At 66.9% G+C, this 12545-nt stretch carries 13 protein-coding genes; 6 read left to right on the top strand and 7 right to left on the bottom strand.

Going from position 1 to position 12545, the window contains the following annotated elements; all coding sequences use genetic code 11:
• The first annotated feature begins 50 nt into the window (after positions 1–50).
• The 3 genes from FX134_RS04145 to FX134_RS04155 are packed head-to-tail and all read left to right on the top strand — an operon-like array spanning position 51 to position 999.
• Positions 51–551, top strand: a complete 501-nt coding sequence (locus tag FX134_RS04145) for a DUF3990 domain-containing protein (RefSeq protein ID WP_080798003.1) — start codon at positions 51–53, stop codon at positions 549–551.
• Positions 548–790 carry a hypothetical protein gene (locus FX134_RS04150; RefSeq protein ID WP_080798005.1) on the top strand — a complete coding sequence of 81 codons (243 nt, stop codon included), beginning with the start codon at positions 548–550 and terminating at the stop codon, positions 788–790. Before FX134_RS04145 ends, FX134_RS04150 begins: the two co-directional genes overlap by 4 nt.
• Positions 787–999, top strand: coding sequence for a DUF3791 domain-containing protein (locus tag FX134_RS04155; RefSeq protein WP_080798007.1), 213 nt, complete (start codon positions 787–789; stop codon positions 997–999). Before FX134_RS04150 ends, FX134_RS04155 begins: the two co-directional genes overlap by 4 nt.
• A gap of 69 nt (positions 1000–1068) precedes the next feature.
• Here FX134_RS04155 and FX134_RS04160 read toward each other — a convergent pair whose 3' ends face one another.
• The gene (locus tag FX134_RS04160; protein WP_080798010.1) at positions 1069–1269 is read right to left on the bottom strand and encodes a hypothetical protein; all 201 of its coding nucleotides are present in this window, start codon (positions 1267–1269) and stop codon (positions 1069–1071) included.
• 197 nt (positions 1270–1466) lie between these two features.
• Here FX134_RS04160 and FX134_RS04165 point away from each other — a divergent pair, with 197 nt between their 5' ends.
• Positions 1467–2045: a TetR/AcrR family transcriptional regulator gene (locus FX134_RS04165; protein WP_080798013.1), complete on the top strand. Its 579-nt coding sequence runs from the start codon at positions 1467–1469 to the stop codon at positions 2043–2045.
• Between the two features lie 30 nt (positions 2046–2075).
• On the opposite strand, the gene FX134_RS04170 is transcribed toward FX134_RS04165, so the two are convergent.
• From FX134_RS04170 to FX134_RS04185, 5 genes are all read right to left on the bottom strand, one after another.
• Positions 2076–2585: a nucleotidyltransferase domain-containing protein gene (locus tag FX134_RS04170; protein WP_080798015.1), complete on the bottom strand. Its 510-nt coding sequence runs from the start codon at positions 2583–2585 to the stop codon at positions 2076–2078.
• A complete protein-coding gene (locus FX134_RS14540) occupies positions 2582–2725 on the bottom strand; it encodes a hypothetical protein (protein ID WP_172623374.1) in 144 nt (47 codons plus the stop codon). Before FX134_RS14540 ends, FX134_RS04170 begins: the two co-directional genes overlap by 4 nt.
• Positions 2718–3650 carry a DMT family transporter gene (locus FX134_RS04175; protein ID WP_080798019.1) on the bottom strand — a complete coding sequence of 311 codons (933 nt, stop codon included), beginning with the start codon at positions 3648–3650 and terminating at the stop codon, positions 2718–2720. Before FX134_RS04175 ends, FX134_RS14540 begins: the two co-directional genes overlap by 8 nt.
• A 60-nt stretch (positions 3651–3710) precedes the next feature.
• Entirely contained in the window at positions 3711–7217 is a 3507-nt protein-coding gene (mfd, locus tag FX134_RS04180) for a transcription-repair coupling factor (protein WP_080798022.1), read from the bottom strand.
• 327 nt (positions 7218–7544) lie between these two features.
• Positions 7545–8444: a helix-turn-helix transcriptional regulator gene (locus tag FX134_RS04185; protein ID WP_080798025.1), complete on the bottom strand. Its 900-nt coding sequence runs from the start codon at positions 8442–8444 to the stop codon at positions 7545–7547.
• Between the two features lie 235 nt (positions 8445–8679).
• Between FX134_RS04185 and FX134_RS04190 the strand changes: the two genes are divergently transcribed.
• On the top strand, positions 8680–10479 hold the full coding sequence (locus tag FX134_RS04190) for an amidohydrolase (protein WP_080798034.1): 1800 nt from the start codon (positions 8680–8682) through the stop codon (positions 10477–10479).
• A gap of 47 nt (positions 10480–10526) precedes the next feature.
• On the opposite strand, the gene FX134_RS04195 is transcribed toward FX134_RS04190, so the two are convergent.
• A complete protein-coding gene (locus tag FX134_RS04195; protein WP_080798037.1) occupies positions 10527–11348 on the bottom strand; it encodes a metallophosphoesterase in 822 nt (273 codons plus the stop codon).
• Between the two features lie 139 nt (positions 11349–11487).
• On the opposite strand from FX134_RS04195, the gene FX134_RS04200 reads away from it, so the two are divergent.
• The gene (locus tag FX134_RS04200) at positions 11488–12486 is read left to right on the top strand and encodes a TIGR00341 family protein (protein ID WP_080798039.1); all 999 of its coding nucleotides are present in this window, start codon (positions 11488–11490) and stop codon (positions 12484–12486) included.
• The last annotated feature ends 59 nt before the right edge of the window (positions 12487–12545 follow it).

Raw genomic sequence — 12545 nt, forward strand, 5'->3', positions numbered from 1 at the left:
TGCACAGAGGCGTGCTAAAATGAGCTTCCGAGCCGACGGAAGGAACGTGTATGAAGCTGTACCACGCTTCAACAATGGTCATCAAGAAGCCTGTTATCATGAACCCCTTCAAGACGCTTGACTTCGGCACGGGTTTTTACACAACGCTCAACGAGGATCAAGCAAGGGACTTCGCTCTCAAATCGTTCGCCCGCAGGGGTCGCAAGGGAGAGCCGACGGTCAACGTGTACGAATGGGACGAAGAGAATGCGCGCCTTCAATGCGCCGTCCTGGAATTTGCCGAGCCGAACGTCGAATGGCTCGATTTCGTTGTCCATAATCGTCGATCAGGACGAAGCGATGCCTGCAAAGCCGACGTCATCATCGGCCCCGTTGCCAACGATGACGTGTTCGAGACGGTCGCCCTGTACGAGTCGGGTCAGATCGACGAGGAAACGACGATCAAACGATTCAAGGTCAAGAGGCTCTTCAACCAGCTTCTGTTCTGCAATGAGGCTTCCTTGGCGTACCTTGCCTTCATGGACTCATACACAGTGGGAGGATCGCTATGACGGACTTATCGAACGACAGGCTTTCCACCTTGCTCGGCATCTCCATCGTGCCCGCCGTTCTCGAAGCTGCCGGCATCGACGGACCTGAGGGCATCGAGGAGTTCTATCGCTCGAAGCTTTATGGGCTGCTCAGCGACCCGCAAACGGCCATGTGGCACCTAAGCCCCCAGACGCTGGCGACACTGTACGTCGAGGAGCGTTCCACCGGCACGTTCGACGTCCCCGAGGAGCAGTCATGAGCAAGGAAACGAAATACCTCGTCTTCGCCATCGAATACTATCGCAACCGCAAAGGCCTCACCGGAGCGGAAGTCGCCGAGCTTTTCGCACGCCACGGCGTGTTCGAGCTCATCCTGCAGAACTACTACCTGTACCACATCGAGTCGCCCGACAACATGGTGGCCGAGATCGACCACTATCTGGAAACCGGCGACGTGCTGGAAGCTTGAAACGCGCGCGAGCGCAGCACTTGGATGGACCGTTTCGCGATCTCCTTGCAGAGCCCGCCTTTCACCGCTTCATGCCGCATGGCTGTCGTCTTTCCGCGCGTCGTGCTCACCCGCGTTGCGCAGCCGCTCGGCCACGGGGTCGGCCGGGAATCCGGCACCACCCATGAAGCGCTTGATCAGCTTCAAGATACCCACCGTCCCCACGACGGCGCACCCCATGATGGCCGCCACCATGCCCAGCTGCCCTACCTGCATCGCCACGAAACCCATAGCGCTCTCCTTTTCCTTGCCAACAAGTCATGAAGAAACTTATTGAGCATATGTAAAGTTTCTTTCTTTCTGTATTGTGCGGGCGGCATGCGCTAGATTCAATGGGCAATGCCCGGCACAGTGAAACATAGTGAACAGGATCGCGTCCGCTGTTCATTATCTGACCGCCCACGGGAATTGATGAGGAAGGAACCGGCATGGGAACCGACGCGCGCACCCGCTACACGCGCATGGTCATCAAGCGGAGTTTCATCAGGCTGCTTGCGGACAAGCCGCTTGGCAAGGTGACCGTGAAAGAGCTGTGCGAGCTGTCCGAGGTCAGCCGCGCCACGTTCTACAAATACTACGACGACCCGTTCGACCTGCTAGACAAGCTGGAGGAGGAGTGCCTTGACGAGCTGCGCGGCAGCGTGCGCGCGTCGGCGGACGCGGGCTTCAAGGACGCGTTCACGCAGATCCTCGCAGGCATCGAGGCGAACGGCGAGGCGTACCGCACGCTGTTCTCCGAGCACGGCGACCCGCACTTCCCCAGCCGCATCCTGGACGCACTCTACGCGCAGAGCATCCCGCCGCTCGGCGACGAGGCGCTCGCGGGCCTTCCCCCGCACGAGCAGCGGTGGCTTTACTACTTCGTCGCGCAGGGGTGCAGCAGCATCCTGGCCCAATGGATAGCCGGCGGCATGGCCGAGCCGGTGGACGAGGTGGCGGAGTTCGCCGACGACCTGGTGCGCTCCGCGCGCAGAAGCGCCGCCCGAAGGGCGCACCGCACGCGTTGAGATTCCCGAGGACGGCCGGGAGTGCCGCCTCTAGCCCGCTATCTCGCGGGCGTACTCGGCGGGAACGGGGATGCCGAAGTGTTCGCAGAGCAGACGCACATCGTGGACGTCGTCCTCGTCGTGGTCGTAGCCGCAGTGGAAGGCCACCTGCTCGGCCGGCGGGATGCAGCGCACGGCGCGCCCTGCGATTCGGCCCTCGCCGTCGAAGACGCTTGCCGGATAGGCCTCGCCCTCGAACAGGAGCGACCCGTCGGCCGCCCGCTCGAACACGTGCAGGTCGACTTCGCGGCCCTCACCGTCAGCCCAGGCCGTGTGCGCCTCGGTGGTGAACGTGCGCTCCACCGGCACGTACCCGCACTCTCGCAGCAGGGCGACGGTCGCGTCCTCGTCGAAGCGCTCCACGAACAGGTCGAGGTCGTTGTGCGCGCGCGTCTGCTCGCCCAGAAGCGCGTCAACGCCCCAGCCGCCGTCGAGCCGCACGTCGACGCCGCGCTCGGCGAGCGCTTCAAGTAGCGCGGCCGCGTCCTCTTCCCGCATCATCGGGCCGCCTCCGATGCCGACGCGCTCGCGCCCAGGAAGGCGGCAAGAGGCGTGAACAGAATGCCCACGCCGCCCAGCTCGTAGCGGACGAGTCGCGACACCTCGCACGACTCGATGTAGCGCTTGCGCTCCTTATTCATGGAGGACCTCCCCTTCCGCACCGTCCGGCATGCTCTTCCCCGATTCTGCCTCATGCGGCGGCTTCTCGCCGGTGACCAGGAAGATCATGGTTATCATCAGAAAGAAGCCCACCCAGTCGGCCCCGGTGAACGCCGTGCCCAGCCACAGCGCCGAGAACGCGGTGGCGCTCACCGGCTCGATGGCGCCGAGCAGGCTCCCCTTCACCGAGCCCACCACCGACACGCCGTGCAGGTACAGCGCGAACGCGGCGAACGTGCCCACCACGGCGATCACGCCCAGCACGAGCCACCCGGCCGCGTCGAGCGCGGGCAGCGCGGCGGGCCGGCCGTCCAGCACGCCAGTCGCCCACACGACGCACGCCGCAATGCCGCCCACGAGCATCCCCAGGCCTGTCACGGCGAAGCTGCCCCACTCGGCGAACAGGCGCTTCGGGTACATGATGTAGAACGCCACCGACAGGCCGTTCGCGATGCCCCAGATAAGCCCCGGCAGCGGCAGCGCGAGCGCGGACGGGTCGCCCTGCGTGGCGATGAGCCAGGTGGCGAACATGGCAGCCGCGAGCCCCACCAGCTCACGCACGCGCGGCAACCGCCGCAGGATCAGGCACGTGAACAGCATGACGAACGCGATGCCCGTGCATTGCAGCACCGTGGCCGTTCCCGCGTTGGTGTACCCGATGACCACGGCGTACGTGATCTGGCAGAGATAGAGGCCGCCCGCGCCGAACACGACGAGGCGGCCAACCGTGCGCCCGTCGCGCAGCATGGACATGAGCTGCGGCCGCCTTCCGACGGCCAGCACGAGCAGGAACAGGAGTCCCGCCCCCAGCATGCGCGCCGCCGTGATGAACGAGGGCGTGATGTCGTAGCCCGCCAGCAGAAACTGCGCGCACGCGCCCGAGTAGCCCCACAGCCCCGCCCCCACGAGGCCAGAACCGCTGCCGGAAGAACGCCGCGCCCGCCACGACCCCCGCGCCGGGAGCGCTCATTTCTCCAGCTCCTTCAGGAACTCGGCGACGGGGGCCAACAGGTTGTCGCCTTCGTCGAGCTTGAAGTGGCGCAGCGGCAGGGTGAGCTTGCGTTTGTCGGCCAGGTAGCGGCCGCCCGAGCGGCGCAGGGCCGTCATCTTCTCGCGCGGCACGTCGATGGGCTCCACCACTAGCTTGCCGCCCGTCACCGACACGGTCTTGATATGGTGCTCGTTCGCGTAGGCCTTGATGCGCGCCTTCTCGAGCAGGTTCTTCGCTGCCTGCGGCATGTCGGGGCGCTTGTCGGCCAGGTCGGCCGCCACGTCCTCCACGGCCTGCTCGGTGGCGGCGCTCGCGATCTTGCGGTACCAGAGCACCCGCTCGTCGGCGTCGGGCACGTACTCCTCGGGAAGGTACGTGTGACCCGGCACGTTCACCGTGATGTCGGAGAGCGCGGGCGGCAGCTGGTCCATCGCCTTGAGGTCGCCCTCGCGCGTGGCGTTCACGGCCTGCGACAGCATCTGCGCGAACAGGTCGAAGCCCACCGCGCTCATGTTGCCCGACTGCTCCGCGCCCAGAAGGCTGCCCGCGCCGCGGATCTCCAAATCGCGCATGGCGATGCGCATGCCGCTGCCGAGGTCGGTGTGCTCGTTCAGCGCGGTCAGGCGCGCGGCGGCCTCTTCGGTGAGCTCCATGTGCTCGGGGAACATGAAGTACGCGTACGCCTGCGTGGACGAACGGCCCACGCGGCCCTTCAGCTGGTACATCTGCGCCAGGCCGTAGCGCTGCGAGTCCTCGATGATGAGCGTGTTGGTGTGCGGGTTGTCGATGCCGCTCTCGATGATGGTGGTGGCCACCAGCACGTCCAGCTCGCCGGCGCTGAAGTCCTCCATCACGCGCTCGAGCTGCTCCTTCGACATCTGCCCGTGCGCCACGCCCACGCGCGCCTCGCCGGCGGCGGCCGTCACGCGGCGCACGGCCTCCTCCATCGAGCGCACGCGGTTGGACACGTAGTACACCTGCCCGCCGCGCGCGAGCTCGCGCCGGATAGCCGCGCTCACCAGGTCGGGGTCCCACTCCCCCACGTGCACCTCCACCGCGCGCCTATCGTCGGGCGGCGTGAGGATGAGGCTCATGTCGCGTACGCCCGACAGGCTCATCTGCATGGTGCGCGGGATGGGCGTGGCCGAGAGCGTCAGCACGTCGATGGACTCGCGCAGGTTCTTCAGCTGCTCCTTGTGGCCCACACCGAAGCGCTGCTCCTCGTCGATGATCACGAGCCCCAGATCGTGCGGATTTACGTCGCGCGAGAGCAGGCGGTGCGTGCCCACGAGCACGTCCACGTCGCCCTCCTGGAAGCCTTTCAGCGCGGCCGCCTGCTGCGCGGGCGTGCGGAAGCGCGAGAGCACCTCCACCCTCACGCCGAAGGGCTCGCAGCGCTCCTTGAAGTTGGTGAAGTGCTGCTGCGCGAGGATGGTGGTGGGGCAGAGCACCATCACCTGCTTCATATCCTGCGTGGCCTTGAACGCAGCGCGCAGGGCCACCTCGGTCTTGCCGAAGCCCACGTCGCCGCAGACGAGGCGGTCCATCGGCTTGGCGGACTGCATGTCGGCCTTCACGTCGGCGATGGCGGCCAGCTGATCGGGCGTCTCCTGGTAGGGAAACGCCTCCTCCATCTCGCGCTGGGCCGGCGTGTCGGGCCCGAAGCGGTAGCCCTGTGTCGAGGCGCGGCGCGCGTACACGTCCACCAGGTCGAACGCGAGCTTCTTCGTGGCCTTGCGCGCCTTCGCGAGCGCGCGCGACCAGTCGGCGGTGTTGAGGCGCGTGAGCCGGGGCGACGCCCCCTCCGGGCCCACGTAGCGCGTCACGCGGTCGAGCTGCTCCACCGGCACGTAGAGCTTGTCGCCCTCGGAGTACTCCAGCAGCAGGTAGTCGCGCGCCGTGCCGTCCACGTCGCGGCGCACGAGCTCCTTGAAGTACGCCACGCCGTGCGCCGCGTGCACCACGTAGTCGCCCGGCTGGTAGGGGAAGGTGATCTCGGTGATGTCGACGCGCCTGGTGGGCCGCGAGGACGAGGACGACGCCCCCTGCGTGTCCGACACGCTCACCAGCGCGAGCTTCGCCTTCGGGATGATCATGCCGAGCGGGATGTCCACGTCAACGACGTTCACCACCCCGCGGCGCAGCCGGCGCTTGTCCTTGCCGGAATGGCATAAAAGGGGACTGTCCCCTTTTATGCCATTTTCGTCCAGCGTCTCCTGGATGGGCAGGCCGTTGTCGACGAAGGCCAGCTTCATGTCCTGGCGGGCGCGGAAGTTCGGCGCGCTGAACACCACCGTGTAGTCGCCGTCGACGAGCGTGCGAAGGCGGCCGAACAGCTTGTCGGGATGCCCCGCCACCTCCACGCGCTTCACGGGCAGCTCGTCGTCGACGTGCCCGCCCACGCGCATGATGGACACATAGGTGGCGCGCTGCCCCTCGCCGAAGCTCACATTCGAGGGCTCCACGTACAGGCCCTGCGGCGGGATGCTCGAGCCCGCCGCCCGCCCGCGCACGTCGTCGTAGGCGTGCGCCATGTCGTCGAAGAGCGAGCGCGGCTCGATGAGCGCCGTGAGGGCGCCGGGGCGCACGTAGTCGCCGAGCGTCGCGGTCTTGCTGTACAGGTAGGGCAGAAGCACGTCCGAGCCGTCGAAGCGCAGGCCGCCGTCGAGCTTCTCAAGGATGTCGCGCAGGACGGGGTTGGTCTCGGCGGGCCGCTCGAGCTTCTTGCGCGCCCGGGCCAGGCCCGACTTCGAGCACGAGAACTCCACCACCGGGTAGATGTCCACGCGGTCGAGCGAGGCGATGGTCTGCCCCGTCGTGGGCACGATGCGGCGGATCTCGTCCAGCTCGTCGCCGAAGAAGTCCAGGCGCACAGGGTACACGAGGTTGCCGGGGAACACGTCCACCGTGCCGCCGCGCACGGCGAAGGTACCCGGGCCGTCCAGCTCGCCGGTGTTCGCGTAGCCGCGCTCCTCGAGGGCGTGCGCGAGGTCGCCGAACTCGGTGACGCTCGCCCTCTGCGCGCCGGGCGTGTCGGCGAGCTCGCGGCCCGCGTCGAGCGAGAGCGGCAGGAACACGTCCGAGCCCGCCGGCGGCAGCGCGCGCACGAGCGAGCGGGCGCTCGCCACCACCACGGCCTCGCGGCCGGTCGCGAGCGCGTGCACGGCCTCCATGCGCCGCGCCACCTGCGCCGGGTCGCTCGGCTTGGGCACGAAGGGATAGTCGGAGCGCTCAGGAAAGCGCATGACGCGCTCCTCGCCGAGATAGGCCGCCAAGCTGCGCGCGAACGCGACGGCGGCGTCCTCCCCCGCCACCACCACGAGCGTGGCCTGCGGCCGGTGCGCGAACCGCGCCGCCACCAGGAACGGCCGCGCGGAGTTCGCCACGCCGAGCGCGCCGTCCTCGCCTTCGTCCAGCCTGCCCCAGAACGCGTCGAGGCACCCGGACTTCTCCAGCGTGAAGGTGAGCGAGTCGATGAGCATGGCGGCATCCTATCCGTATCCGAGCAGCACGAAAAGCCGCGTGAGGCGGCCGCCCAGCAGTATACCGCGCCCCGCCCGCGCGCCCCAGGATCGTCGCTCCCTCGTGAAGGAGAAACCACAGGCCGGCAGCGGAATGCACGCGAACCGGCGCTGCACGGAATTTGCGCCTGTGCGAGCTGTTTCCTCAAGTTAACTTTCTGCGTGCGGAACAGCAAGCACCCCACCTGCGCTTTCGCATCGCACGCATTTTGGCGATACGTGAAGCCTCGGCTAACACCTCGCACAGACGCAAATATCGTGCAAGCCAGCCGCAACCGAGCGTCCACGTCAGCAGAACAAGCGGGCGTCCTGCGCGCATCGCTCCAAGAACTCGGTGTACTTGAGAACCACCTGGGAGCGGCTCTTGATGCCGAGCTTCTTGTAGATGCTGTGGTTGTGCGCCTTCACGGTGCCGGGGGCGATGAACAGCTTGTTGCAGATGTCCTGGTTCGATTCGCCATCCATGAGCAGCTTGACGATCTCCCCCTCCCGGCCGCTCAATCCGAACGCGTCAAGAAAGCGCTGGAAGGTGACGTCGGCGTTCGGCAGGTAGGGCTTCTCCACCGTGTGCAGCAGCGACGCGGCCACGAAGACGCCGCACACCAGGTACACGGCCCAACAGGCCTCTATTACGAGGTCGCGCTTCCCCCAGAGCAAGTCGATATCCAAGCCGAACACGCGATAAGCAGCGTCGAACGCATAGAGGGCAGCCAGCAAGACGCACAGCGCCTTCAGCCCCATGCCGCTCGCCCAGGGAACCATGCGGAGGAACACGCCGGCATAGAGCGCCCAGATCACCGCATCGAAGACGGCATACGGAACGAAAGGGAGCATTCCCAGGCTCGCCACGGCAAGGCAGGCGGCCCCGAAGGCGATCAGCGAGCCTTTCGAAGGCATGTCGTTGTAATAATGCCCTGCGGCCACAAGGATCACGAACGGAAAGCACGCCATGGAGAACGCCTCCTCCATGAGGCAGAACGACGCAAGGCCCGTGTCGGGACGGCCAAGCGCGGTGAAGACCTCCTTCATGAAGAAGACCACGTTGTCGATGAACGAGCAGGCGAACAGCACCATCAGCCACCACGCCAAACGGCTCGAACGGGAGCGGTATAGCCAGAAGAACACAACGGCTAAAACGACGTACGCCACGATGAGGAGCATGTTGTAGAAAAAGACCGAATACGTCACGCGGCCTCCTCGCTGGTTCCTTTAAACGCCAGGGCATTCTCGCAACAATCGTTCATAGTACGTTTCCACCCGTTTCCCGCAAGTATGAAAAAAGATTATTTCGGATAGAGAGGCCGCTTGGGCACGGTAAACATTATTAGGCCTTCCCGGCGCAGGAAGCCCGGAGGTATACCTTGCACCGAAAAGCGGGACGAAGCGATCGAAGCGATCGCGCCGCACGAGAAGGGAGCAGGATATGGGGACGGAGAAGGCAACGGGCGCGCTGTCGCGCAGGAAGTTCATCGAACTGGGGGCGACGGGGGCGGCGACGCTGTGCATCCTGCCGCTGCTGTCCGGCTGCGGCAGCGAAAACGCCCAGTCGACGGTAGCGGACGGCGCTCCTCGCCAAGGCAAGGCCACACTCGCGTTCAAGGGCGGCACCGTGCAGACCATGGTGGCGGAGGACGACGTGGCCGAAGCGATGGCCGTGGAGGGGAACCGCATCGTCTACGTGGGCGACGAGGCCGGCCTGGAGGCGTTCATCGGCGACGGCACCACCGTGATCGACCTCGAAGGGGGCATGGTGGCCCCCGGCTTCATGGACGGGCACATCCACGCGCCGGGCGACTGGATGAGCGAGCTGTACGAGATCTACCTGGGCCACGCGACCACCGTCGAGGAGTACCGAAAGATCATCGCCGATTTCGTCGAAGCGCACCCCGAGAAGGACGCCTACATCGGCAACCCCTTCATGATCAACGCCTTCGAGCTGGAAGACGGCAGCAACCCCGGGCCGAACAAGGCGCTCCTCGACGAGATATGCCCCGACAAGCCCATCCTGCTGCGTGACGTCTCGTATCATTCGGCCTGGGTGAACTCCAAGGCGCTCGAGCTGGCGGGCATCACTGCCGAAACCCCCGACCCGTTGGGCGGCATCATCACCAAAGGTGCCGACGGCGAGCCCACGGGCTACCTCATCGACGCCGCCGCGACGATGGTGGCCGACCTCATCACGGTTGAGCACACCGACGAGGAGTACCACACCGCCATCGCCAAGTATCAGGAGGACGCGGCGCGCTACGGGCTGACCGGCATCACGAACCTCCCCGACGTAGAGCCGCGCTTCTTCTCCGAGCTCGAGGCCGACGGCAAGCTGAACCTGCGCATGCGCATCCTGCCCGTCGTCGAACCCGGCACCAGCGTCGCTGACGCGGTGAAGGCTGTTCGCGACCTGGCTCGATTCGACAGCGAGATGATATCCACCGGCACGGCGAAGATATTCTCGGACGGCGTCACCGAAGGAGGCAGCGCCGTCATGCTCGAGCCCTACACCGAGGCCGCCGGCAAGGGCTCTGACTGGTACGGCGAATCCATCTGGGACCAGCAGGAATTCTCCGACATGGTGGTGGCGCTCGACAAGGCGGGCGTGCAGGTGCACGTCCACGCCATCGGCGACGGTGCCGTGCACAATACGCTGGACGCCTACGAGCGCGCGGCGAAGGAGAACGGCGCGCGTGACGACCGGCGCAACACCATCACGCATGTGTGCGCCGTGACCGACGAGGATGTGAAGAGGATCGCCGACCTCGACGTGATCTGCGCGATGCAGTTCCTCTGGATGTACCGCGACCCGCTGTGCGAGCTCGAGATCGCCTACATCGGCGAGGAGCGCGCCATGGCGATGTACCCGGTCAAGAATATGCTCGAAGCCGGCTGCTTCGTAAGCGGCGCGAGCGACGGCCCGGTTACCGGCTACGCTCCCCTCGAGGAGATCGAGGTGGCCGTCACGCGCAACAGCCCCTACCCCGGCGAGGAGGACGCCGACATGCACCGGTGGCCCGAGCAGGGCATCACCGCCTACCAGGCCTTGGAGGCCTACACGAAGAACGTGGCCTTCGAAAACTACATGGAAGACCAGGTGGGAACCCTTGAGGAGGGGAAGAAGGCCGACCTCGTCGTGCTCGACCGGAACATCCTCGAATGCGATCCGAAGGAGATCTCCGACAGCACGATCCGCTACACGATCTCCGACGGGCGCATCGTCCACGAGGGGTAGTACGCCGCGCGGCACCGGCTCGGATCCGGTGCCGCGCGCTCCGAGAGCTATCGGATGCCGGCCGCGGCCACGGCCTCGTCCCAGGGCTCAAACGCGGGGTCGTCCTCGCCCGCCACGACCTCCACGCAGCCGTCCTCCACGAGCAGCATGCCGCCGTCGCCGATGGGGCGCATGCGGCTCGTGAGCGAGAACGTGTCGCACAGCCACAGCTCCTCGCCGCCGGTGCGCGCCCAGGCGGGCGCGGGGGGCATCCGCTCGCAGGCGGGCACCGGGGTGTGGCCGACGATCTGGTCGATGCCGGGATACGCGTCCTCCCATAGCTCCGAGCGGTCGGCCCACAGAGGCCCGGGCACGTCCCAGCCGCCCCGGCCCCTGCCGCACGACGAGAGCGCGCGCAGATCGCGCCGCGCGCCTCGCTCGAAGAGCGCGTTCAACTGCGCCTTCGCCTCCTCCGCATCGCCCGGCGCGTCGAGGTGCCGGCACGCCCAGTCCGCCGTGAGTCCCGCATGCGTCAGCAGGAAGCCGTCCACGGTCTCGGCTATCGTCGCGCCCAGGTCCCGAAGCCGTGCCGCGACCTCTTCCATGAGCGGCACGTGCGTGCCCGGCCCCTCCTCGCCCATCAGATACTGGAAGTCGTGGTTGCCCAGCAGCAGGTCCACCCGCACGCCCGCCGCGCGCGCGTTCTCCACCCAGCCGGCGAACAGCTCGAGTGCCGCGAGCAGCTGCCGGCCGGTCGACCCCCACTCGTCGCAGTAGTCGCCCAGGAACACGACGCGCTCCGCGCAGGCCCGCTCGCGCGCCCCGTCCACCCGCGGCAGGATCAGCTCGTGCTTCAAATGGGTGTCCCCCACCACCAACGTCGCGCCCATGGCCTTCCTCCCTTTCGCCGCGCCTTCTCGAATCGACGACCAGTATACCCCGAGGCCGCCGCGCGCCGTGACGAACTGACAACGAAACGCCCAGCACCGCCCGCAGGCGCGCTATCATCGGACGCCGAAAGGAGCGTCAATGAACCGCATCGCGCGCATACTGGCCGGCGGAAGCATCGACGAGGCCATCGTGGCCGTGAAAGAGCAGAGCATGTTCGTGGCCACGGACGACCCCGTGAAGCGCTACTCGTCGTTCTTCATCTGCATCGTGCTGTCGGCCGTCATCGCCACGGGCGGCATCGCAGCCGAGTCCACAGCCATCGTCATCGGAGCCATGCTCATCGCGCCGCTGATGGCGCCCATCGTGGGCACGTCGTTCGCCATCGTGACGGGCCGCCCGAAGAAGGCGGCGAAGACCCTGGCCGTGGCGCTCGCCGGCGCGCTCGCGGTGATCAGCACCGCCTACGTGGTGGCCGCCCTCGTGCCCACGGGCGTGACGCTCGCGGGAAACCCCGAGGTGGAAGCGCGCACCGCTCCGCGCGTGGTGGATCTCGTGGTTGCCGTGGCCTCGGGGTTCGTGGGCGCGCTCGCCATGGCGCGCGACGACATTGCCGAGGCCGTGCCGGGCGTGGCGGTGGCGGTGTCCATCGTGCCGCCCCTGTGCGTGGTGGGAGCGGCGCTCTTCGCGGGCGACCTTACCGCTGCGAGCGGGGCCCTTTTGCTGTTCCTGGTGAACTTCGCGGCCATCCAACTGGCGGGCAACGCAGCGTTCTTCCTCATGGGATTCGGACGTCGCCGCACGTCGGAGGCGGGAGCGCGCGTGCGGCGCATCTGGTACGCCACCGCCATCGCAGGCACGCTGCTTCTAGCGGCGCCGCTCATGGCGTCCAGCAACGAGCTGGCCCGAAACGCAGCCGACGAGCAGAGCGTGAAGGCGGCCGTGCGCACGTGGCTCGACGGCACCGGCTACGAGGCCATCAGCGTGAAGATGGGCGATAACGCCGCCACGGTCCAGATAGCCGGCGCGGGCGCGTACCCAAGCGCCGAAGAGCTTACGGCCCTCATGGCCGAGCGCGGCGTGCATGCGCAGCGCGCCCGCATCCTCGTCATGCGCGAGTACGAGGCCGAAACCTCGTGAAACCCCGGCGAGGCACCGGGCCCGGTACCCCGAAGCCTCGTGGTATAATCCTTCGGAAA

This window comes from Arabiibacter massiliensis, from assembly GCF_902386925.1.
GTDB lineage: Bacteria > Actinomycetota > Coriobacteriia > Coriobacteriales > Eggerthellaceae > Arabiibacter > Arabiibacter massiliensis.